Raw genomic sequence first — 22,897 nt, 5'->3', positions numbered from 1 at the left:
TACCGGGCGGCGAACTCGTCCGCGGCGGCGATGTAGCGGTCAGCAGCTGGCCCGCTGACCTTTTTCGCCGGCGGACAGCCGGTCGCTGGCCTCCGCCAGGGCGTCCGCCAGGGCCAGGGCCCTTTCGAAGTCGAGGATCTCCAGCATGTCGGCCTTGGTGCGCCCGCCGTACGACTCGGCCAGGGAGGTTCCGACATGTCCGTACTGCAATCCGAGGGCGATGCGGCCGCCGGGGCGGCGGTAGATGAACCGGGCCACGGTGCGGCGCAGGCGGCGAAGCGTGATCGGTCCGTGAGGGTCCGCCGGAATCAGCTCGTGGGTCCGGTCGAGCCGGGTGGCGGTCGCGTTCGCCCAGTCGATGAACGCCTTGATGCGCCCGGTGAACCGGTTGGGGCTCAGCCCTTCCGCGCGAATCTCGGCCTGGGTGGGCTGGAGGGTGCGGACGGTCAGGGATCGGGGGAACAGCAGGCGGTCGTCGTGGAGTTGCTCAAGGACCTTCACGGCGCGGTCGACGAGTTCGATGACCGTCCAGGGCTCCGGGCGGATCTCGCCTCTGGGCAGGGTGTTGCCGTCCGCGTCGGTGACGCCTTTGAAGTGCCGACTGAGGACCATGCGCAGCGCCCAGACCAGGAGCGGGGACATGGTGGCTGGGTGGATGACGACCTCCCGGTTTTCGCCGCGCTCCCTGCTGAAGTCGTCGCCGAGGAAGTCGATGATGGCCGCGCCCGGGTCCTCCCACGGCGGCATCACCAGCCGGTCCTCGGGCAAAAGGTGCGGCGCGTACGCCCACACCCGGGTCAGGGCGAACAGCTGCCGCTCGTCGTGCCCATCGGTGAAGCCCTTCTCACCCAGGTACGCGGCGTACTTCTCCAGCATCTCCTGGTCGACGTCAGTGAGCCGCGCGACGCCCTGGGCATCGAGCCAGCGGGCGAACTTCCGGAACCCGGTCATCGCGGTCATCACCGAGCCGGCCGAGACCACCGACCGCGACCTGGCTCCGAGCCGGGCGTGCAGCACCTCAGGGGTCGGGATGTTGATCAACGCCCAGGCGACGCGCATGAACGAATCCCGCAGCGAACCGGGGAAGTTGGACCACAAGAACGCCTTGGTGCTGGCCGTGTCCGTGTGCTGCAGATGGGCCAGCTCCCACCGCAGGTGACCGAAGCGGGAGACCTCGTCATCGCGCACACCCGGCCGCAGCCGGGGCGCCGGCACCACGGAGACCTCGGGGCCTGGGTCAACGAGCGGGACGTCCCTACCGACCGTGGCGTGTCCCGACCTCCCGCCGCCGCAGGCCACTGGAGTGAAGTCCGCGAACGCGACATCCCGTCCGTCGTTGCGCCCCGGCCAGCTCTCGTTCTCCAGCCCGCTCGGCAGCATCCCGCCCAGGCCCACGTCCCGCCACAGCTGGTATCCGCGCGGGGAGAGCCACTTCACGTGCGAGCTGCGGACATCCGTCGGCGCTAGGTACGCCACCTCAACCGTGCCGCCGTCCGGTGTGGTCACCGTGTGCGTGAGTACCGGGGACGCTGGCATGAAGCCCCGCCTGACGGCGATCTTGTAGAACAGCCCGAGTGCGGCCAACTCCCGCGCCCACTTCGCCCCACCGATGGGAGACGGATTCCCCTCGCCACGCAGCCGCCAGTCCTCCCAGTCCTCCAGCACGTCCGCCGTCGCCTCGTCCCAGCGAAGTCCGCGGCGCCACAAGTAGGTGAAGAACAGCCGGTAGTCCGGCGCGTACGTCTCCTTGGTCCCCTCGGCCTTCCGGGCAAAGTCCCGATGTCGGAAGACCGCACTCAGGCGCGGGTCGACGCGGCCGTCCGGGGCGAGAAGGATCGGCTGTCCGGGCCGGATCCCGAGCGCCCGCTCCCGCTCGGCCAAGTCGCCCCACGCTCCCAGCACATCGTCTCGATCGCCATCCGGGGTGCCGCCGGCACCCGTCCAGAACAGACGCCACTCATCCACAACTCAGCTCACTCCGTGCGCAACACAACCTGCAGCAACAGGGGGACCGTACACAGAAGCTCGAAAGTCCTGGTCGACAGGATCTGGTGGGCCGTCCGCAGCCGCGGCACATGCAGGACGTCGTCGCGGACATCAGTCTCTTCAGGCCCGGCCCCGTATCTGGGGGCATGCCCGCTCTCTACATCGCCGCCCGGCACGGCGCCGCCCCCAAGTATCCGCATCCGGACCTGGAGCCGGTACCCAACGACACCTGCGGCGTGGTGATCTGGCACGAGCAGATCATCGCGATCCTCGCGACGACGACCGGCTGCGACCGTGCCGCCGGCGACGTCGCCCGCCGTGCCCTGGCCGACCCCGACCGGCTGCCGAAGGCCGAAGCCTGGTTCCGTCGTACGGCCGGGGAGCGCGGCTGCACCAAGGACGTGCTGAACGAGGTGTGGGAGATCGTCTCCTCCTTCGGCGCGTACGGCTTCTGCCGCGCACGCGGTCGCCCTCGCCGTCCCCGCCCTGCGGTCCGCATATTTGAAGGCGCACTTCCCGGCGTATTTGTACGCGGGGCTTCTGGAACACGATCCGGGCATGTAGCCGCGCCGGGTCATCGTCGCCGACGCCCTGCCGCCACGGCGATTGACATACCGTCAGCGGCGAACTCGAACGCGATCCGGGCCGCGGGCCACTTGCGCTCCCGCCACATTGCCCCGATCCTCGCGATCACCTCGCAAGGGGTCGCTGTCGGTTGGCGGTGCGGTGCGCTGGAGCGGCCGAGCAGGCCCAGTTCCCCGTACCGCCGGTACCGGTTGGCCCATTTGGAAGCACACGCGCGCGAGATGCCCATCTCCGCGGCGACGTGTGCGATGGGGCGGGTCTTGCAGCGTTCGATGAGGCGGCGGCGTCCTTCGACGGTCAGCGGGGCGTTGCGGTGGGGCAAGAGGTGTTCCTTGGTTCCGGGGGAGGGAGTGGCGGGAAGGGGTGGGGGCTCAGTGGTGCGCACGCCGGCGGAGGGCTATGGGTACGTGAGGGTGAGCGCGACGGGTATCGGGCTCGTCGGCGTGGCGTGCCTGTGCGGGAGTGCTGCCTGGATTGCTTCGGCGGCGAGGACTTGTCCTGCGACGACAGAGAGTCCAGGACGAGGATGCCGTGGATGCGGGCCAGCCAGGAGGTCAGAGCGACGAAGGAGGCGCCGAGCAGCCCGCCGGTGTAGAGGCCGGCATCGCCGGGCACCCGTTCAGGCTGCCTGCGGCGAGCAGGCTGACGGCGAAGGCCACGATGAGTGTGGCCAGGCCGACGACCATGTTGTTCACGGTCTCGGCCCATGGGCCGACAACTCGGGCGATGCGCCCGTTGAGTGCCGCTGCACCGACAGGCCGGCCCCCGTGGCCAGCGGGATGGCGGCGGCCAGCACGGGTGCCCAGCCAACGCCTGCTGCGAGCTGCTCGCTCGCGCCGAGGCCCATGGCCGCGACGGCCAGGGCGGTTGCGATGACGCGCGAGCGGCTGACGGCCTGTCGTCCTGCGGGGCTGAGGCCGATGTGGTCGACGAACAGCGCACTGCATGACCCGGCTTACCCGTTCCCCGCGTACCGGGTGCGGGGCCCCCGGACCGACGGCTGTCCGAGCGTTCTGACGCCGCAGGCGGTGGCCGACATGATGTCGGCCACCGCCTGGCGGAAGGGATGCCGGTTCGGCTGCGTGGACGGTGGCGTGGCGTCAGGTGGTTGGGCTGCCCGCGGCCCACACGCTCCACGCCATGTTCCAATCGCTGAGGCCGTTGTCCGAGGCCAACATGGTCTTGTCCTCGGAGTTCTTGACGACCACGACGTCACCGATCATCGAGTGGTCGAAGAACCACGCGGCGGGCTGCCTGCCGTCGCCACCGCCCCTGACATCCTTCAGGCCTACGCAGCCGTGGCTGGTGTTGACCTTGCCGAAGATCGAGTCGGCACCCCAGTAGTTGCCGTGGATGAACGTGCCCGAGTCGGTCAGCCGCATGGCGTGCGGTACGGCCTTGATGTCGTACGAGGGCTTGCCGTCCTTCTCCGTGAGGCCGACGCTCGCACCGTTCATATGGATCTGCCTGAACTTCTCGGAGATCACCATCTGGCCGTTGTACGTCGGGTGCTCGGGGCTGCCCGACGAGATCGGGATGGTCTTGATCGTCTTGCCGTCCCGGACGACGGTCATCTGCTTCGTCTTTGCGTCCACGGTGCTGATCTGGCTCCGGCCGATCTTGAACGTGACCGTCTTCTGGATGCCGTGGCGGTTGAGCGTGACGGTGGCGGTGGAGCCGGGCTTCCAGTAATTCTCGGGGCGGAAGTCCAGGCGGTGGTCGTTGAACCAGTGACCGACGACCCGCTGGCCGCTGCTGGAGCTGACCTGGATCTCCGACTCCACAGCGGCCTTGTCGCTGATCGCCATGTCGAAGTTGACCGTCACCGGCATGCCCACGCCGACGGTCGAGCCGTCCCCGGGGGAGACGTGCCCGATGAAGTCGTTGGCCGGGGAGACCGTGGTGATTGTGGCGTTACCGGTGGCTGAGCGGCCCTTGGCGTCCTCGGCCTCTGCGGCGATCTGATACTTGGTGGCACGCTCCAGTCGGCCGTTCGGCTTCCAAGAGGTGCCGTCCGCGGACAGAGTGCCCGGGATCTCGGCACCGGTCGCGACGGCGGTCATGGTCACCTTGGTGAGTTTGCCATTACTGACGGTGACACCGACCGGGCCGTTGATCCCGACGTTGTAGGCACCTTGCCCGGGCGTGATCTCTATTCGGGCGTCGGAGGCTTCCTGGGCGCCTGCCTGATTTACCCGCGCCTGCGATTTCGGATGATTCCCGGCAGTGTTGCCGCTGGTGGCAGCGTTGCTTGTACCGCCGAGGGCCGTGACTGCGAGTACGCCCCCGAGTACGCCGGCCATAGCCACCAGCCCGGTGCGTCGTTTATAGAGCGTGATCAAACGCTTCTCCATGCCGCTGGTCCTTGCATACCTGTGCTGATCGCCTGAGGAGTGCAATCAGCCGTGAAACCACTTATAGGCATGCCTATATCCATAAATGGGTAAATTGTGGCGAAGGCCACGCATGGTCGAGCGCGTCGCCGAGGTTGCAGACCTGGACCTGGACCTGGACCTGGGAGCCGATGGCGGTCCGCACACGGATCTTGGTGCAGTTCCGCTCCCCCTTGCTCGTGCCCCGGAAGAAATGAGCGCGGCGTCGAACCCGCGGTTCGGGCGGCGAAGTGCCTGGAGGGGTTCGCCGGCGTGGGGAGGGCGCCGCCAGGGCAGGGGGCGGCCAGGGCAGGGGGCGGCTGTTCCCGACAGTTGAACTGGGCTTCGCCAGGTCGACTCGGAGCAGAAAGCCCCGCGTGGATGTCCTCGATCAGCACCATCTCCGGCCGGTACTTAGAGCTGGTGTGGGACATGGACGGCACGCTGCTGGATTCCACCGTTGTGGTGCCGGCGGCCTTCGTTGCCGCGGTGCGGGAACTCGGCGGGCCCAGTGCGTGCCCTGAACAGGTTGTTGCCTCCTACTCTCTCGGAACGCCCGAGGTGATTTCGGCTCACCTGGTCGGACGCGAACTCGCGCTGGACGAGACCGAGGTGTACTACCGCAAGCTGAAGGACGTCGAGGTCGCTCCCCACCCCGAAGTGGTGGATGCGCTGAGCTTTGCGGCGAGCGCGTAGCGGACCCGGAAGCCGGCCATCGCGGCGGTGGGACCGAGGCCGATCAGCAGATGGGACTTGCCGGTGCCGGAGTCACCGATCAAGCAGAGCGGCTCGCCCTTCTCGACCCATTCGCAGGTGGCGAGGTTGTTGATCAGGGCCGGGGTGACGTTCCGGTTGGCCGTGTAGTCGAAATCCGAGAGCCACTTCGAGCGGGGGAAGCCGACCGCCCGGATCCGGCGCTCGGACCGGCGGCGGTCCCGGTCCTCGCACTCGGCCATCAGCAGCTCGGCGAGGACCCGCGACAGGACAGGTGCTCGCGCTCGGCGCGGGCGATGGTGTCGGCGAACGGGGCCGCATCGTCGGCAGCCGCAGGAGCCGGCAGGCGGAGTCGATCGCGGCGTCGGAGGCGGGCTCGGTCAGGGTGTGGTGCGGGCCGGTCATCGGGTTTCCCTTCCAGGACGGTGCAGGAGCTGGTCCCAGCGTTCGAGAGTGGGCAGGGGCCGCTGGTCGGCGGGAAGGCGGGTGGCCCGGCGCTCGGTCAGGCTGCGCAGCGGCAGGTCCGGCGGGGCGACTGGCTCGGGCAGGACGGTGGTGGCGGTGACGGTCGGGGGGCCGACCCTCGGTATCGGCGGCCTTGCGGGCTTCCAGCGCGACCACGTCCGCGGTGCAGGCGCCGACCGCGAGCGGGGCACGGATCCCGGCGACCACGTCGCGGTGCTGCAGGTGGCGGTGCAGCAGCAGGACCTGAATCAGGGTCTTGGTGCCCTCGGACTCGCCGAGCGTGTATTTGGCCGTGGACCAGAGCGCTTCGTGAACGGAGGTGAAGGTGCCCTCGCGGCGAGCCTGATCGAGCGCCTCGGAGCCGGCCAGGGCGCCGGGCTACCGCAGCGAGGTAGGACCAGAAGATCCAGTCGAGGAACGCTTCGCCGTAGCCCGACCGAACCCTCCCCTGTATGGGGCACTACGGCGTACGGCGCACGAGACCGGCGGCGAACCACTGCACAAGGGTGGCGGCCAAGTGGACTGGAGCAATTGTCACGACCTGTGGATGGGAGCCGCGCCGACCCAGCGGTGGTAGAGGTCTACGTCGACGTTGCTGCCGCACACGATGGTGACGACGTGTCGGCCGGCGAAGCGGTCACGGTCTTCGAGGATCGCCGCGATGCCGAGCGCGGCGGAAGGTTCGACGACGAGGCCAGCGTGGTCAAGGAGCCTCCGCATACCGGCGATGATCGACGCCTCCTGGACCAGGACGGCGTCGTCAGCGACAAGGAGGAGGTCGTCCAGGACGGCCGGGATGGGACGCCGGCCGGCGACGCCGTCAGCGATGGTGTTGGTCGAGTCGGTGGTGACGACACTCCGTTGACGCCACGAGTGTGTCATCGCTGGTGCGCCCAGCGGCTGAACGCAGATGACCTCGACTTCGGGTGCCAGTGCCTTCACCACATGCCCCACGCCGGTGGCCAGCGCCCCACCGCCGAGAGCGATCAGGACGGTATCGAACGACGGTTCGGCGTCCACCAGTTCGAGGCCGATGGTCGCCGCGCCCTCGCAGGTCTCGATGTCCAGGCTGTCTTCGACCAGCCGGATGCCGTCGTACCGTGCGATGGCCGCCGCCCGCTCGCGAGCCATCTCGTGGTCGCCGTCCACCAGCTCCAACGCGGCGTCCAATGCGCGGATGCGATCAAGCTTGGCCCGAGTCGCAAAGCGGGATGCCACGACTGTGACGTCCAGCCCCCGGCCGCGACCGGACCACGCGAGGGCTTGGCCAAGGTTGCCCGCGCTCGCGCACACCGCGGCTCGCGAGGCATCGTCGGCCAGCAGACTCGCGACTACCTCGGTACCGCGGGCCTTGAAGCTGCGGACCGGGTTCGCCGTTTCGAGCTTGATGCTCACCGTGCACCCGAGGCCGGGCTCCAGCGCCTCGCAGCGGTACAGCGGACTATCGAGAAAGACCGGGTCGATTACCCGGCGAGCCGCCCGGATCCGAGCAGTGTCGAGACGCGTCTCCTGCACGACGCAGCAGCCTACGCCACCGGCGCTGGTTCCATGAGCAACTGCCGGGAGTTGCAGGTCGGTTGAGGTGTGTCACGCTGCAGCGGGTTCCTCGGCGCGTTCGACGAGGTGACCGTTCTCGAAGCGGGCACCGGCCCGGACGAGGGCGACGAGGTGGGGTGCGGTGTCCGCACGACAGCGCGCCTGGGCGGACTCGACCAGCTTGAACACCATCGCCAGGGCGGCGGCCGGGCCACCCGCGCCCCTGGTGACCTTGGTGACCTTGGTGACCTTGGTGACCTTGGTGACCTTGGTGACCTTGGTGACCTTGGTCCGGAGTTTCACCGCTGGATGCGCACAATCTTCGAGCACCCCCAGCGCCTTCTTCGCCGGCACGCATCGTTCCCTTCGTGACCTGTACAGATCCCTGACTGATGCCCGCCGTCCTGCGGCACCCTACGGATACGCGCACGGCGCGCGGTGATACCGGGAGGCGCCCGGCGGCATGCCGGTGGCGGGCGACTGTGGAGTCGGGCGGGGCCGTGCGCGACCCGTTGTCGGTGCCGTCCGTCATGATCGGACGCATGAACGAGATCGACACAGCCGCACCCCGGACCCGCCGCACGTGGAGCGACTTCGCCGTATCCGCCGCCCTGCAGGGCCTCGTCGGGGTCGGCCGGAACGACGAATTCTTCGCCGATATCGAGCGCATCGGCCGCTGCGTCGGAGGCAGTTGGGCACCCAAGCCGGACGAAGGGCAGGTCCGTTTGCGCGCGGCGGGCAGCTGGACGGAACTCATCGGGCACCCGGGCGCACTCGCGCTGTGCGCGGCTGTCCCTGCGACCAGGCCGGAGCGCCGCGACGCGCTGACCGCGGTGGCGTCGTCGGCCGGACCGAGCCGGACTGCGTCCAAGATCTGCGTCCAGGACGTGGCTCCCATCTCCAGCACGGCGACGAACGAGTACGGCCAGCCGGGGATGAACTGCGAGGCTGTCTTCGCCCGGCCGTAGACGTGGCAGAACAACCGGTCCGGCGAGCACGGTGCGTCCGACCGCAGCCACGGCGACACGTCCACCGCCGGCACCAGGCGCCCGTCCGGAAACCGGGGCAGCGGGAGACCGGCCAGCGGCGAACGCAGCCGGCCGGCGTCGATCCGGCCCTGGTTGAGACCGTCGTGCATCGCCCCGAGCCCACGTTGGTGCTCGGGCAGCAGCGTCAGCTCCACCGCCGAGTTCACAGCACCCGTCACACCGTTCGAGGCGTGAGGAATCGGCTCAGTCGGGCAGCGCGACGGTAAGGTCCACCTCGACCAGCTGCCCTGCGAAACCCAGCTGTGCAACGCCCAGGAGCGTGCTGGCCGATGCGAACGCCGGCCCGAGGGCGGAGGCGGTGAGCCGACGCCACACAATGCCCAGGACATCTCTGTTGTCGCTCCGCACGTAGATCACCGAACGCACCACGTGAGGGGGCTGGGCATTCACCGCCGCGAGGACAGCGAGCACGTTCACGACGACCTGATCGACTTGCACCTCGACGGAGCCCGAGCCGACAAGGGAACCACTCCGATCGAGCGGGCACTGCCCCGCCAGATACGCCGTCCTGCCGGTCTCCACCACGGTGATGTGGTGGTAGCCGGGCGTGTCATGCAACTGCTCGGGGTTGATACGGGTGATCTTCGCTGTCATGCCCGCGAGTCTGACCAGCATGCCGCAACATGCCGCCTGGCCAGTCGAAGGTCGAGTTGTATGCCGCGCTGCGGCGCGACTCCCGCGATGGCATGTCGAACCGGGCGTCGCAGTGCAAGTACGGCGTCACCTGGAGCACGGTCAACAAGGCCCTGACCTCGGCTTGGCCGCAGCCACGCACGACAACCGCTTCGGCGCGGCCGTCGAAGCTGGATCCGTTCACGCTGCTGATCGACGAGATCCTGCTCATTGATCTGGACGCGACCAGGAAACAGCGCCACACCGTCACCCCGGATCTACCGCCGTCTGATCGACGAGCACTCCTCGTCCGAGGCGTTGCGTTGACCACTTGAACCCGCACCGATGAGAGGGCGCAAGCGTCCTGCGAGCAACCGCGCGGTCCGGCCAGGGACTGAGAGTCCGGTGTTTATACCTTGCTCGCGACCACCATGTAGTTCTCGGCCTCAAGATCGAACGTGCTCAGTTCCGTTTGGAGTCCGACCCGGTGCAGCTCGACTTCGAGTTCCTCGTACCGGTAGGGCCAGCAGGACAGCAGTTCCGAGCGGACAAGAACCAACCCGGTCGCATCAACTTGCGCGATCGCAATCTCGATGTGGTGCTCCTCCTCCCAATGCGGCGCAATCTCCCAGCGGTAGACCACGACGGCATCGCGACCGTTCCGGCGGACGAGTCGGTCACTGATCTCCAGCCGGGAACCTCTGGCCCTCACGAGTTCCCAAGTGCGGGATGTGAGTACCAAGCGCCCGCCGGGGCGCAGAAGCCGTGACATCGACTCCAGGGCAGCACCCCTGCCTGTCGCGCCCGCGGCATGGTGAAGCGAGTTGCCAACGCAGAACACCATGTCGAACGTGTTGTCCTGGAAATGGTCGGGCAACTCTTCCCAGTTCGCCCGTACGGCCCGGACGGATGCCCCGAACTCCTCAGACAACTCTGCAGTCCGACGAACCATCGCCTCGCTGGCGTCAGTTGCGACAACCTGCATGCCACGACCGGCGAGGCCAACCGCCAACTGTCCGGTTCCGCACGAACAGTCGAGGACGTGAGCGTTCGACGGCAGGAGATTGAGGACGTCGTCGAACGACGCAGTGAACTCGGCTGGAGGCAACTTTGCATCCGAGATGAGCCATTCGTACACCTCGGCAAGCACGTCATAGCCTGTCACAACCACTACCTCCGTCACGCGGCAGACTCACGGTAGGACGTCAGTCCATCAGCGGAGCAAGCCGGGCACCAATGGTTTTCGCAAGGATGGCTCTGACGGTGTTTGTGGGTTGTCAGTTGTCCGTCTGAGTGGATGTCACCGGCTGGTCAGCCTCGATCGTTCATGAGTCCTCGTCGGTGTGCTGACGGGGACTCTGTGTTTGCGAGGTGCGGTCTTTTCGGGGCTGGGGCAGGTTGACGGCCCGGTTGTCGCGTCGGGTGGGCGCCGAGTTTCCACTTTCCCGGTGTGGTGGTGCGGATCGTTGGGGCGGTCGGTGTGGCTGGTCAGCCGGGGCTCGGCAAGGCGTTGAGCCAGTCGGTTGCCCGGATGATCTCGTCGGTCCAGGGCCACGATCACCTGGCCACTGGCGGCCGGACTGTCTTCACCGGCCAACTCCCAGACCCGCGACCGTACTTCGGCTCGCGCCGTGCGGATCGCGGTGAGCGCCTTGGGTCCGGCTGCGGCGAGGGCGTCGATGAGCCGGGAGACCGTGGGGTCGGACGCCACCGGGCCGAACACGTCGGGCTCGGCCCGCAGCATGGCGACATCGGCGAGGCAGTCCCCGCCCAGAGCCGTCGCGAGGGCGACATCCAGCAGGATCTTTCCCGGATCGTGCACCGCCCGCGACTTGCGCCACGGCGCCAGAGCCGCAGATATCGCCTGGTCCAGCCCGGTCTTACGGGCCGTCTCCACCAGCAGGACACCTCCCGCCTGCGAGACCACCGCCCGGCCACCACCCTCGACGCGGACACGTGGGTAGAACCCGATACGCTTCTTCACCTGGGAAGTGCCTCCGGCGGTGGCAGGAACAAGGACCTCGACAATCCTCATTCTTGCTGGTCAGAGGCACTTTTCGTTTGTCTGACCACCCGTCGGACACCAAGCTTCATGAAAGCGCGAGGCTAGGGCCTGCCCTCTCGCCGCCTCCTGACGAACCATCTGCCCGCCGGGGCCACAAGGACCAGCACCCCCGCCGCCGGCGCCCAATGCTGCCAGTGCCAGAGCGGATTCCGCCACCGCCAGAGCGGCGCGGGTGCGGCCTCGACGGGGATCGCGTCGCGGTCGTTGCCGGGTACGGGGTCGTTCGGACCGTACACCGTGATGGATCCCTTGGCGCCGGGGATCCGCTTGTCGATGCGGATGCGGAAACCGATGGTGGTCGAGAACCCGGGCGATGGAGCACGCCGCTCGGAGAGGTCGCACCAGAAAAAGTAGTTGTCCGTGTCCTGTGGTGGCCGGCATGAGTATCTCCGATCGTCGTCGTCCCCTTCCCAGGGAATGGACGTGATCGTGGTCCCGGGTGGCGGCACCACCGCGAAGGATCCGAGGACTCCTCCGTTGGGGGAACCGGGGCCCAGGTTCGACACACCGAGCCGGACCACGACGGTGTCCCCCACCCTGCCCTTGATCGTATCGGTGACGGGGGTGTAGTCGGCCGGCGGCGACGGCTGGGACATACCGACGGGGAGGTCCCTGCCAGGGGACGGCAGGTCTACGCCGTGGACCGTGGTGGTGGGCAACACGCGGGTAGCGGTGGTCCCGGGCCATTGCATCGGCTGGCTCCGGTGGCCGGTGGCCAGCGATCCGCCGGTCTCCCTCCGGGTGCTGCCCTCGACGGACGCCGTTGCAGCCTCGGCACGTAAAGCGGTCTGATCCCCCGACGCCGGCTGGGGCCGCGCCCACACCGGCCCCGCCGCAGTCCCGAGCGCGGCCAGGGACACGATGGCGGAAGCGATTCGGCGCACGATGACACGCTCAGCCATGGGGCCCGAACCTTCTGCTCGCACCCCTGTCTCACATCCCTATGCGATCGGTGCGTCCCGCTGCGACAGGGTACTCGCGCTTGACGAAGACCTCGCCCCGCCGAGCGGGGAGACGTCGACCTCGTGCTCTCCGAAGTGCACCTTCTCTCCGTGTTTCTGTGGCAGGGGGCTGACCGTACAAGGAGCCTCGTGGACTTCCAACCCACCCCCCGCAAGACAAGACCGATGCTTTCCAGTAGTCCGTCACGGCCGATGGCTCCGTTCACGTGAAGTAGCAGCGATTGGTCAGCGGTTTGGGCAGCAGCTGGCGATCTTGAGTGCTGCGGATGTTCACCAGAAATGACGTCACCCGACGACCGAGATCGCCTCAATGGGACGGGATACTGGTTTTGAACCTCGGCCGATGATCCGGGCTGGTTCGCGAACCGTTGGCCGAGTTGTTCGAGGAACTCCTACCGGCTGGCCGCGGCGACGCCGAAAGGGGCGACCATGGTCAGCACCGGGTCGAGCACATGTCTGATCACGGCGGTCCGGACCGGCGCAGCTTCTAGGATCTGAGACATGGCAACAAGACTCGTGCAGATTAATATGAAGGCCCGGGACGACTCCGTGCTCGGCCGGTTCTGGGCGGAGGCACTCGGTTGGGGTGTCGACAGCGAGGCACCCGGCGTGACCAACCTCGAACCCGTGGGCTTCGTCTACCCCGACCCCGTGGCCGTCTGCATCGACATCGTCGCCCGCCCGGAACCCAAAACGGTGAAGAACCGGGTGCACCTTGATCTGGCCACCACCTCGACCGCCCATCAGGCGGAGTTGGTCGCGCGCCTGAAGGATCTCGGCGCGACGCTCGCCGACGTGGGTCAGGGTGACGTCCCCTGGACGGTCATGGCCGACCCGGAGGGCAACGAGTTCTGCGTCCTGGAGCCCCGTCCGATCTACCGGGACACCGGGCCGATCGCTGCGGTGGTGGTCGACTGCACCGACCCACGAGGGATGGCCCGGTTCTGGGGCGAGACGATGGACTGGACGCTGCACGAGGTCGCCGACGACCGCGCGGCCATGCGTTCCGCCAAGGGCGTCGGCCCCTACCTGGAGTTCCTCCGCACCCCCGACACCAAGAGCGTGTGGAACCGCGTCCACCTCGACGTGTGCCCCTACCCCGGTGACGACCTGGGAGCAGAGGAAGCCCGACTGCGCGCTCTGGGCGCCACCGACCCTGGTATCGACCAGTCCGCAATCTCCTGGACGGTTCTGGCCGATCCGGAAGGCAACGAGTTCTGCCTCCTCACCCCTCGCTGACCTTGAGCAACGGCTCCGGCCGTTTTCGGGTCAGCGGCGAAGACCGCGTGGCGTCAGCGCAGCCGCCGGAGAGGGGATGGTGTCCCCGGGTGATCCAGCGCGCGTCAGTGGACGCCAGGAAGGCCACGAGCGGGCCGTCGTAGGCACCGGTGCCTACGACGGCCCCGGCTCCTACGACGGCGCTACGCGCTGGCTTTCGGCCACCCTGGACAGTTCTTCCCCGCCCCTGGAACTGGCTGTCCATCGGGCGGCCCGCCCTTGTGGCACGGGGACCATCGAGTAGGACTCGTTCGAGGCGACGGCGACGCTATTCTTCTCCTCGCGTTCGGTGAGGACTTGGAACTGTGCTTCTCCCTCGCGGTGTTCACCGCTGCTGGTGCGACAGCGTCGGAGCAGTTGGTCGTAGTGGGTCACCGAGGGCAGCAGCCTGGTGCCGGGGGGAAGATGCGCGAGCCGCCACTCGTGCAGAAACGTCACCGTCGCCTCACCGGCCGATCCGGCCAGCGAAGCGGGTCCGGACGGCTCGTCCTCCGCCTGCGCGGCCTTGCGGGCCTCCAGAGCGACCGCGTCCGCGGTCAGTGCCCCGGCCTGCAGGGCGGTGGCCAGACCGGCGACCAGGTGCTCGTGAGCGACGTGGCGGCCCAGCAGCAGCACCTCGATCAGTGCCCTCGTGCCGGAGGTGTCTCCGTGAGCCTTGACCGCCGCGGCCCACCAGGCGTCATGGACCGGGGTGAACTTGCCTGCTGAGCGGGCCTGTTCGAGCGCGGTAGCGCCGGGGAAGGCACCCGGTTTGCGGATCAGGGCTTCGAGGTAGTGGTCCAGATCCAGGCGGCAGCCGCCCTTCGCGATCAGCCGCTCGTGCCGTGCGACTTCCACGTTCCTGTCGTAAACCACCAGGTGGGAGGCGTGCAGCACCACCCGGACCCGCTTGCCGATCAGGCGGACCGGTACCGAGTATCGGTTCGTGCGGACCGCGATCTGGCTGTAGCGGTCGACCCTGGGAGTGAAGAGCCGGCCCGTCTCGAAAGGCTCCTCCGGCAGCGGCATCAGCAGGGGCCGCTCGACCTGGAAGTACTCATCAATCATTCGGGGCCGCGAACCGATCCGGCGCCGTCCATCCTGCAGATCCCACTGATCGACCAGTTCGTTCGGCTCGGCCAGCCAGTCGACCTCGGGCACCGGGGTGAAGTGGTTGCGGCGGAAGAAGCCGATTTGGCCCTCCACTCCGCCCTTCTCGTGGGCGCCCTCGATGCCCGGCCGACAGTAGAAGCTCTCGATCGCGAAGTGCGACCTGAAGGCGATCCACCGGTCGGCTTCCACCCTGGCCCGGCTCAGCCCCAGCACCCGGGCGACGGCGGCCTTGAGGTTGTCGTATCGGACCTTGCTCCGTGGGACCCCGCCCAGCGTCCGTAGCGCGTGAACTTGCCCTTCGAAGAAGGCCTCCTGGCCGCAGGACGCGAAGACACGGTGGACGGCCTTGCCCGAGCAGGAATAGCGGAAGGAGAACAAGTAGCAGGTCACAAGCTCGCCGGCGAGCCGGATGGTCACGTCACCGAAGTCGACCTCGGCCTCCATGCCGGGCTGGATCAACAACACCGACGGCGTAGGCAGCACCTATGACTCCATGGCCACCGTGTTGACCGAGCTGACCTGACTGCCGCACGGTTCGCCTCGCTCATTCAGGATCCACAGTTTGGTGAGCAACTCCGCGTGATCATGAGCACTGTCCGAGCAAACCCGGCTGATCAGAGCAGCGGTGACGTTATGTGGCTATTGACTGACAGCCGCTTACGGTCTTCCGTTCTGGATTCTGCGCCGCACCACTGTCACTCCTGCAGGTTCAGCTGCCAGGAGACGCCGAAGCGGTCGTTCACCCAGCCGAACTTGGCACTGAAGCCGTACGAGCCCAGCGGCATGAGCTCCGTGCCCTGTTCAGCGAGGGCACCATAGAGACGGTCGAGCTCGGCCTCGGTGTCGCACTCGACGAACAGTGACACCGCCGGGGTGAACCCGAAGGCGTGCTTGACATAGCTGTCGATGCACATGAACCGCTGTCCGGCGAGCGAGAACGTGGCGCGCTGGACCGTGCCCGCCTCGCCGGGGCCGTCGGCGCCGTAGCGGGAGATTTCAACAACCTCGGCGTCCTCGAACAGCGACATGTAGAAGGTCAGCGCCTCCTCCGCCCTGCCCTCGAACATCAGGAAAGTTGTGATCTTCTGTGGCATCGAAGCCATGGTGCTGCCCTCCGGGTACAGGTGTTAGGTCCCTCGAGGACGAGGCTAGGACCTGCCTCTGACACCGGCCCCACGGACACTGCCAACCACCATCGTCTTGGTGATCTGACACTTACGCGCACGGCTGAGCTGGAAACGCACAGCCGATATCGGCCCTGCTCTGCCTTGCCCGCCGTCGGGCCGACGTCCTCTTCGCCATGCTCCGCGACGGAACCTTCTACGAACCCCAGCCATCCGGAGCGGGCTGAAGGCAACCAGTCCCGTCTGCGAGCGAAACCCCTACATCTTGTGAACCTCCACGGAGAAACCCTCTGCAAGGACGGAATTCAGGTGCTCCGCATGCGCACCCAGCCATTGGCGAGTGCCAGCGAACTGTGCCGTCAATTCGACGAGCACGTAATCCTCGGAGCCATCAGTCGGCCCACCACAGACGCAGCAACGGAGGCGCTGGCTCACTACACCCGTCCACTCCGGTCCGTCCCCGCCCACTGCCACCGTCTGATCATCGACATCCACGGGGCACATCGTTCCAGACGCCCTGAAGCAGCACCCATCCACCTTGACCAAGGAGATAGGGGCCCCCGCCGAGCAGGGCGACAAGAGGCAACCGCGTGCCGTCCTGCGCGCGCTCTCCGCGGCCGAGCAGCACCTCAGCGACGCCGGCGACGACCGGCCCGCCTGGTGTGCCTGGGTGTCCGAGGCCGATCTCGCCCTGGACCCCGGCCAGGCGCTGGTTGACCTCGGTGACACCGGCGTCGCCCGCCAGCTCATCGCCGAGGGCGAACGCCTGCTGCCCACGGCCCGGGACAAGACCCGCGGGATGTTCCTCGCCTACCGCGCCGCCAGCTTCCTCGACCTGAAGGAACCGAGCCCGCCGCAGCCGCCGCCACCCAGTCCCTGCTCCTGACCCGCCGTATCGGCGCACCCCGCTGCGTCAGCCTCGTCGACGACCTTCTCCCCCGCTTCCACCCCCACAGCCGCGCCCAGGGCGTCGCCGGAACTCCTCCAACTCGCTGCCGCGTAGGACCTGTCCAGGCGATCGTGTGCTCGGCAAAATGACGAGGTTGCCGCGTTGACCGAGGGAGGGGCAAAACGTAGCCACGAGGGCGTTGAATGATGGCTGGAGCGGAGTCGTGATGAAGAAGCCCTATTGGCAGCCCTACTGGTAGCGCCTGCGCATTCGCACAGTCGCTGAGCCGTGGGCCGGGTGGAAGGGACTGGGCGGACCGGAGTTCAGCCAGGTACCTAATGGGGCGTTGAGGGACTCGTCCCTGGAAGCGTGGGCCACCAAGTTCCTGCAGGAGGCCCGGAGCGAACTCGACGACCTACGCGGTGACCTGCTGATCGAGTGCTATGAGGAGCCGGCCCCCACTGTGGGCACAGAACCTGTGCACTGCGCCCGGGTGCCGCTGGGACCTGGGCGGCCGCTCATGTGACCGCCCGTGCCCAGATCGTTGTTGGGGGTATGGGGCGGGCCTTGGCGGCCACCGCATTCCTGCCCCTGACCTGCTCCCACTCCTGCTCGCGGGCCCACGCCCGGGCCGTCACCGTCTCGTGCAGGCCGGCACTCCGTCGCCGCACCTCGAAAGGGACGCCCTGGGCCGGGGCGCCATCGTGCTCTCGCTCTCTCCCCTCCGCCGCCGAACCGTGTGAACTCCTGGGGCACGGCTCGGGGATGCGGTAGGGGAGCTCTGCCTTGGACTGCTGGTCGGATCAGCGGATGAACCGCCGATGACGCCGTCAGCGTGATGTACGGCCGTGACCGCAACCGGCGCGGGCTCCGCTTGCCTCATGTCCGGCAGAACTGCAAGAAGCCGGTGAGGAGACCGAAGTGACGACCACCGTCCCCGAACACAGCGCCCCCCGCGCCTTCGTCGACCCCTATGCCGTCGATGAGGCCGAAGTCCTCTGGCCGGACCCAGCCGACTCGAACCAGGACACGGACTACCTGCTGCCGCCGCCGAACCCCGTCAAGCGCCTCAGCCTCACCATCGCCCCGCGCGACCAACGACGCATCGACCTGCACGCCGCGCTGACCGCGGCCGGAATTCCGCCATACCCCGGAGACCGCGACGCCATCGACCAGCTCAGCGCCCTTTCCGGCAGCGTCAACGCCGCACTCCAGCGCTGGCTGCACCACCCCCGATGACTCCACGCCCGACCTCCTGCACGCCGAGGGCCCGGGCCGGCACACACAGGGCGGCAGCTGTGGTGATCAGCAGCCTCTCGCTGGACGGAGCCTCTGCTCAGCTGCGCTCGGTCCGCTCCCTTCAGGCCCGTGGCCAGGGCGCGCACGTCCAGATGCCCGGCCGGCGCCTGCTCCTCGAGGTCGGGGCCTCCTAGGCGGTGAACCGTACGGGCAGGCCACTGGCGTGCAGGTAGTCGGCCGCGACGGTCGCGCCGAAGAGCTGGTTGCCATGTTCCAGCGCCGAGGCTTGCCGTTCGGCGGCACCGGGGGTTGCCTGCTGAGGGGCGAGCCGCGGCCTGCCACGTCGCCCCCTCTAGCTTGATCTTCAAGCTTGGCGGTCGTGGCAGTCTCGCGTGAGCGGCGGCGTACCACGAGTGCGGCCCCGATGGTGAGGGCCAGGCCGCCGGCCGCGGCGGCAGCGGTGATCGACCAGGAAGGGCCGTGTGCGACGGGCTCGCCGGCCACCGTGACGTGCTGTTTGGCTGTCTGCTGCCCATGGTGGCTGACCACGGTGAGCGTGTAGCGGCCCTTGGGCACGTCGTCGCGCAGACGGGTATGGCCCGCATAGACAGTGCCGCCGTCGTCGCACTTGCACCCGGGGTCGTCCAGGCTGCCCGTTTCGATGGTCAAAGAACCGTTGAAGATGGGTGATGTGACCGTCAGCGATTCCTCTTTCGGTGCGGCCCGCAGGTCCGTGAGGACCACCCGGACCTCACTGCCGGGCCGCACGCGGGCGGGTGTGTCGCTGCTGGGGAACGCGTCTCTCGGCCCGATGACGAACCGGCTGATCTCGGCCGAGCCCTCGGCCGCGACCTTGAGTCGCGCCGTGGCGACGGTACGGCCGTGACTGGTCGCGGTGACCGGATAGGTGCCGGCGGGCAGACCCGAACGGATGCGGTGCTCTGTTCCCGCCTGGTCGACCTGGACCGACTGCGTCGCCCCCTTTTTCACGGGAGCCAGGATGATCGGGCCTTCCAGGGCCGGGGAGGTGACCTTCGCCGTGTCCCATCCCGATGGCATTCCCTGGATGCTGAACCACAGTGCGTCACCTGCCTCCAGGATCCTGCCCTGAGGTACGTAGTACTCCAGGCGGACCGTTGCGGACGGGCTGCCGGCCGGTTTCGGGCTCGCCACCTCGGCCGACGCGCCTGCCACCGTTCCCAGCAGGGGCAGCACGACAAGCCCGACGCATATGGCCCGGACTGCGTTGCGGCGGAACAACGATCCCCTTCGGCAAGAGACGGTTGGGCCGGTCGGCCACATCGACTGATCGATCAGGAAGGGGGCGAAGTCGCGCAGTAGGTTGCCGGGCAACCGAAGCTCACGACATCGAAGCCTCGGGGCCACCCGCATCGTCCAACTCGTCGACGCCGGTCTCGTCGCCCGTCTCGCCCACCTGTTCGCCCTCACCCGGGCACAGTCCCTGGTGCTGGAGGGGTGGGCGCAACCAGCACTGGCAACCTCATCACCGCCATCGCTGCGGCCAAGGAGCAGCTGCTGTCGCAGGTGCTGTGCGCACTCGGGTCCGCGGCACCGGCCGCTCCATGTCCCGCCACATCGCCCGGCACTTCGCCACCTTGGACACATCCGCGCCGCCGACACGGAAACGATGCAGCAGGTCGACGGCATCGGCACCGAGAAGACCCCCCGTTCGTCGCCGAACTCGCCGAACTCGCCGCCGCTCATCGACCAACTCGCCGCCGCCGGGGTGAACATGACCGAGCCAGGTGCCATCCGGCCCACCTCGTACGACGGCGACGCCGGTGACCACGAAGAGAACACCGAGCATGCGGGCGGGCCCCCGGCCGGGATGACCATGTCGTCACCGGCGCGATGACCGGCCTCCTGGAGAAGCCCAGTCGAGAAACCGGATGAACGCGCTCATCGAACACGCCGGCGGCCGCTCCTCCTCCAGCGTCTCCAAGAAGACCGTCCTCGTCGTCGCCGGAGACGGCGGAAGGATCCAAGCGGGCCAAGGCTGAGATCTTCGGTATCCGCCTGGCCACCCCGGACGACCTCGCCGCCCTGGTCGCCGACTTCCTCAACTGAGGCCTCCAGCAAGGGATGTTCCTCAGCTCACACCGGCAGTCGGGACCGAGCGGGAACAACCCGAGAAAGTTGACCGTTCACCTATACGTGGCTGGTGGAGGGGACAGTGTCCCCGGGCCTCACCTATAGCCCATGGGGACGATCGTCCGGCTGAAGCCCCATGGAGCCTTCCGCCGAGAGGCGACCGCCCTCCGCCCGTCACCGCCTTACGGCCCCGGCTGGTCTCCCCCCGTCCAGCCGGGGCTTTCGCGTGCTCACCACTGGCGGGCCCACCGGGGACACCGTTCGACGCGACAGTCCAACAGCCGCCCCTTCAGGCGAGGTGGAGGTGGCCAGGGCCGTGGTCCGGTCGGTGACGATGGCCTGCTGCGCGGCCGAGGGTGACCTGACTCTCGCAGACCGCAGTGTGCCGCTTCGTCCGCACTGGGTCCTTGTGATGTCATCACCGCCACGCAGGGCTGCATCGAGGGCTGGAGGACGCGTTCGCGGCGGCGGGCGGAGTCGGCTCGCTTCCCCTCGATCATTGAGCTGGTCACGCGGTGGGCCTTTCGGGACGCGCCGGCCGACCGGTCACCAGGTGACCGGGAGTGCCTCGACGCCGTAGACCGTTGAGCCCTGACGGAAGCGGAGGGCGGCTTCGGGGACGGCGAGTCGGAGGGTGGGGAGGCGGCGGAGCAGGGCCGGCAGAGCGATTTTCAGTTCCAGTCGGGCCAGTTGCTGGCCGAGGCACTGGTGGGCGCCGAAGCCGAAGGACAGCTGGGCGACCGGGCGGCGGCGGAGGTGGAGGTCGTCGGGGCGCTCGGGGACGAGGTCGGGGTCGTGGTTCGCGGTCAGGGGAGAAAGCAGTACGTGCTCGCCCGCGGCGATCCTGTTGCCGTTGATGTCGACGTCGGCCACGGCCGTGCGCAGGAGCGGCGCGGCAATGGCGAGATGGCGCAGGAGTTCCTCCACGGCGGTGCCGGTGACCGTGGGGTCGTCGCGGAGGGCGGCGAGTTGGTCCGGATTGCGGAGCAGGACCAGCACGCTCAGGGCAAGCATGGTCGCCGTGGTCTCGTATCCGCCGACGAGGAGGGTGGTTCCGAATCCGATGAGTTCGTCGTCGGTGAGCTCCGCGCCATGCTGCCGGACCACAGAGCCCAGCACTCCGTCCCCGGGGGTGGCCCGGTTGCGGTTGACGATGTCCGCCATGGCCGCGTTCAGCTCGGCCGATGCGGCCACCAGTTGGTCGGCTTCGGCCGTCCCGTCCACGATCACCTGGGAACAGCGCTGGAACATGGACCGTGTCCCGTACGGGACGTCGAGCAGTTCACAGATCGCCAGTGAGGGGATGGGCAGGGCGAACGCCTCGACCAGGTCGACGACAGGTCCGTGTTCCACCATGGCGTCGAGGTGGTCGGAGACCATCGTCTCAATCGCGGGCCGCAGTTGCTCGACCTGGCGGACGGTGAAGCTGCCGGTGAGCATGCGGCGCAGGCGGGTGTGGTCCGGACCGCTGTAGGCAGGCAGGAAGCCCGGGTGGTTGTACAGGGTGCGCGGCAGCGTCGGGTCGATGCCGTTGCCCGTCACCAGGCGCTCGTCCGCGAAGGCGGCCCGGACATCGCCGTACCTGGTGATGACAACGGCTTCGATCTCGCCGCGCACCGGGTGGAAGACGCGCAGCCGCGGCAGGCCGTCCTCCTCGCGCATGCGCAGGAGGTCCGGCGACGGGGCGAACGGGCAGGTCCGGTCCCGTTCGGAGGCTACGAAGGACGCTGAGCGGTGATTGGGCATGGTGCATGCTCCTCAGCTGTGTCGATCCTGGGAACGCCGTCTTGTCGTGGTGGCGAGCGCCGGCCTAAACGCGGTACCGGGTGGAGGCGTGGTGCCAGTCGTAGGCGCCGCGGATGGTGGTCTGCAATGCCTCCGTGCAGTAGCGCTGCAGCAGGTGGCGTTCGGCCGGGTCGAGGTGGCTCGTCGCCGTTGCGCCCAGAAGGGCGCGGTGGGCGCTGGTGAACAGTTCCAGGGCTTCGCTCTGGCGGCGGAGGGCCCTCTCGATCGCTTCCGGCCGGGAGAGCCCGTGTTCCCGTTCCAGGCAGAGCACGAGGTTGTTCTGCTCCCCCAGTGCCGCGTCCTTGTCCAGGGAGACGACGTCGTTGTCGCAGATGATGAACGTCTTCGTCATCTCGCGCATGATCGACAGGTGCGGTAGCGCGTACAGGTGGTCCGGGAGGACGCACGAAGACAAGCGCTCGGCGAGGTCGATGACCGGTGCCACGCCGATGGTGTGGCGCCGGACGCGCAGGTACGTACTCAGGGACATGGGGGTGTCGGCCTGCCGGCTGCGCGCCTCGTGGACGTGGTGGTCGAGGTAGGAGGACCAGTGGGCTGCCGATCGCTGGAGCCAGTCCTCGGGCATGTCCTGGCAGCTGCGTCGTCGCATGTCGGCGAAGGCACTGGCCAGGGGCAACGGGGACGCCTCGCCGGTGGTGCCCTCCTTGACGAGTTCGACGAGGTGGCGGACCCTCTCGGGCGACCGGCCCCACTGTTCGTCGAGCGCGTCGTCGAACAGGAAGTACCAGGTCTGCTGGTCGACTCCGAGGTCCAGTTCGTTTCCGGTCGCGTTCGGATAGAACATGGCCGCGATCAGCGGGAACTGGCCCTTGAGGTGGTGGGCCTCCTCCGCTTCCGAGGACAGGAAGCCGAAGGACTTCGGCCAGGCGAGGTGGCGGTCGTGAGCGGCTCGGAAGTCCGGACTGATCCGGCGGGGAAAAGGGACGAGAACCGGGGCCGGGGGCCCAGGGTTGGCCTCGGTCACCAGCACGGGCACGGACGGCCCTGCCGTCGATGTCATGGTGTGTCGCA

General features: G+C 68.2%; 15 protein-coding genes and 8 pseudogenes. 7 read left to right on the top strand and 16 right to left on the bottom strand.

Annotation, left to right across the window (positions count from 1 at the left end):
- Positions 1-39: 39 nt before the first annotated feature.
- Positions 40-1,965, bottom strand: coding sequence for a hypothetical protein (locus tag OG289_RS47930; protein WP_327320302.1), 1,926 nt, complete (start codon positions 1,963-1,965; stop codon positions 40-42).
- Positions 1,966-2,021: 56 nt separating this feature from the next.
- Here OG289_RS47930 and OG289_RS47925 point away from each other — a divergent pair.
- Positions 2,022-2,547, top strand: a pseudogene (locus OG289_RS47925) (DNA polymerase III subunit alpha); the annotation flags it as partial.
- A 37-nt stretch (positions 2,548-2,584) separates the two neighbouring features.
- Here OG289_RS47925 and OG289_RS47920 read toward each other — a convergent pair.
- A pseudogene (locus OG289_RS47920) lies at positions 2,585-2,893 on the bottom strand (helix-turn-helix domain-containing protein); the annotation flags it as partial.
- Between the two features lie 778 nt (positions 2,894-3,671).
- The gene (locus OG289_RS47915) at positions 3,672-4,925 is read right to left on the bottom strand and encodes a L,D-transpeptidase (protein WP_327320301.1); all 1,254 of its coding nucleotides are present in this window, start codon (positions 4,923-4,925) and stop codon (positions 3,672-3,674) included.
- A gap of 399 nt (positions 4,926-5,324) precedes the next feature.
- Between OG289_RS47915 and OG289_RS47910 the strand changes: the two genes are divergently transcribed.
- Entirely contained in the window at positions 5,325-5,639 is a 315-nt protein-coding gene (locus OG289_RS47910; protein ID WP_327320300.1) for an HAD family hydrolase, read from the top strand.
- On the opposite strand, the pseudogene OG289_RS49935 reads toward OG289_RS47910, so the two are convergent.
- The 5 genes and pseudogenes from OG289_RS49935 to OG289_RS47885 form a co-directional block, all read right to left on the bottom strand.
- Positions 5,618-6,062, bottom strand: a pseudogene (locus OG289_RS49935) (ATP-binding protein); the annotation flags it as partial. The gene OG289_RS47910 and the pseudogene OG289_RS49935 sit on opposite strands and share 22 nt — an antisense overlap.
- Before the next feature lie 594 nt (positions 6,063-6,656).
- On the bottom strand, positions 6,657-7,637 hold the full coding sequence (locus OG289_RS47900) for a threonine ammonia-lyase (RefSeq protein ID WP_327320298.1): 981 nt from the start codon (positions 7,635-7,637) through the stop codon (positions 6,657-6,659).
- Positions 7,638-7,709: 72 nt separating this feature from the next.
- Positions 7,710-7,895, bottom strand: a pseudogene (locus tag OG289_RS47895) (IS256 family transposase); the annotation flags it as partial.
- Between the two features lie 579 nt (positions 7,896-8,474).
- A pseudogene (locus OG289_RS47890) lies at positions 8,475-8,859 on the bottom strand (transposase); the annotation flags it as partial.
- 31 nt (positions 8,860-8,890) lie between these two features.
- Positions 8,891-9,301, bottom strand: coding sequence for a Rid family hydrolase (locus tag OG289_RS47885; RefSeq protein ID WP_327320297.1), 411 nt, complete (start codon positions 9,299-9,301; stop codon positions 8,891-8,893).
- 29 nt (positions 9,302-9,330) lie between these two features.
- Here OG289_RS47885 and OG289_RS47880 point away from each other — a divergent pair, with 29 nt between their 5' ends.
- Complete coding sequence (locus tag OG289_RS47880; RefSeq protein WP_327320296.1) at positions 9,331-9,654, top strand: hypothetical protein; 324 nt, start codon at positions 9,331-9,333, stop codon at positions 9,652-9,654.
- Between the two features lie 74 nt (positions 9,655-9,728).
- On the opposite strand, the gene OG289_RS47875 is transcribed toward OG289_RS47880, so the two are convergent.
- The 3 genes and pseudogenes from OG289_RS47875 to OG289_RS47865 form a co-directional block, all read right to left on the bottom strand.
- The gene (locus OG289_RS47875) at positions 9,729-10,484 is read right to left on the bottom strand and encodes a class I SAM-dependent methyltransferase (protein WP_327321021.1); all 756 of its coding nucleotides are present in this window, start codon (positions 10,482-10,484) and stop codon (positions 9,729-9,731) included.
- A gap of 378 nt (positions 10,485-10,862) precedes the next feature.
- Positions 10,863-11,303, bottom strand: a pseudogene (locus OG289_RS47870) (transposase); the annotation flags it as partial.
- 122 nt (positions 11,304-11,425) lie between these two features.
- Positions 11,426-11,980: a hypothetical protein gene (locus OG289_RS47865; protein WP_327320295.1), complete on the bottom strand. Its 555-nt coding sequence runs from the start codon at positions 11,978-11,980 to the stop codon at positions 11,426-11,428.
- Between the two features lie 867 nt (positions 11,981-12,847).
- Between OG289_RS47865 and OG289_RS47860 the strand changes: the two genes are divergently transcribed.
- Entirely contained in the window at positions 12,848-13,585 is a 738-nt protein-coding gene (locus tag OG289_RS47860; protein WP_327320294.1) for a VOC family protein, read from the top strand.
- An 840-nt stretch (positions 13,586-14,425) separates the two neighbouring features.
- Here OG289_RS47860 and OG289_RS49930 read toward each other — a convergent pair.
- Both OG289_RS49930 and OG289_RS47850 read right to left on the bottom strand, forming a co-directional pair.
- A pseudogene (locus OG289_RS49930) lies at positions 14,426-14,632 on the bottom strand (Mu transposase domain-containing protein); the annotation flags it as partial.
- 779 nt (positions 14,633-15,411) lie between these two features.
- On the bottom strand, positions 15,412-15,810 hold the full coding sequence (locus OG289_RS47850) for a VOC family protein (RefSeq protein WP_327320292.1): 399 nt from the start codon (positions 15,808-15,810) through the stop codon (positions 15,412-15,414).
- Positions 15,811-16,378: 568 nt separating this feature from the next.
- Here OG289_RS47850 and OG289_RS47845 point away from each other — a divergent pair.
- Entirely contained in the window at positions 16,379-16,726 is a 348-nt protein-coding gene (locus OG289_RS47845; protein WP_327320291.1) for a hypothetical protein, read from the top strand.
- A gap of 924 nt (positions 16,727-17,650) precedes the next feature.
- A complete protein-coding gene (locus OG289_RS47840; RefSeq protein ID WP_327320290.1) occupies positions 17,651-17,968 on the top strand; it encodes a hypothetical protein in 318 nt (105 codons plus the stop codon).
- Positions 17,969-18,034: 66 nt separating this feature from the next.
- Here OG289_RS47840 and OG289_RS47835 read toward each other — a convergent pair whose 3' ends face one another.
- On the bottom strand, positions 18,035-19,321 hold the full coding sequence (locus OG289_RS47835) for a hypothetical protein (RefSeq protein ID WP_327320289.1): 1,287 nt from the start codon (positions 19,319-19,321) through the stop codon (positions 18,035-18,037).
- 22 nt (positions 19,322-19,343) lie between these two features.
- Here OG289_RS47835 and OG289_RS47830 point away from each other — a divergent pair.
- A pseudogene (locus OG289_RS47830) lies at positions 19,344-20,056 on the top strand (helix-hairpin-helix domain-containing protein); the annotation flags it as partial.
- Positions 20,057-20,626: 570 nt separating this feature from the next.
- Here OG289_RS47830 and OG289_RS47825 read toward each other — a convergent pair.
- The gene (locus tag OG289_RS47825) at positions 20,627-21,826 is read right to left on the bottom strand and encodes a cytochrome P450 (RefSeq protein ID WP_327320288.1); all 1,200 of its coding nucleotides are present in this window, start codon (positions 21,824-21,826) and stop codon (positions 20,627-20,629) included.
- A gap of 64 nt (positions 21,827-21,890) precedes the next feature.
- Positions 21,891-22,886: a terpene synthase family protein gene (locus OG289_RS47820; protein WP_327320287.1), complete on the bottom strand. Its 996-nt coding sequence runs from the start codon at positions 22,884-22,886 to the stop codon at positions 21,891-21,893.
- Positions 22,887-22,897 lie beyond the last annotated feature (11 nt).

This window comes from Streptomyces sp. NBC_01235 (genome assembly GCF_035989285.1).
Classification (GTDB): Bacteria; Actinomycetota; Actinomycetes; order Streptomycetales; family Streptomycetaceae; genus Streptomyces.
This window is presented reverse-complemented; position numbering and strand designations above follow the sequence as displayed.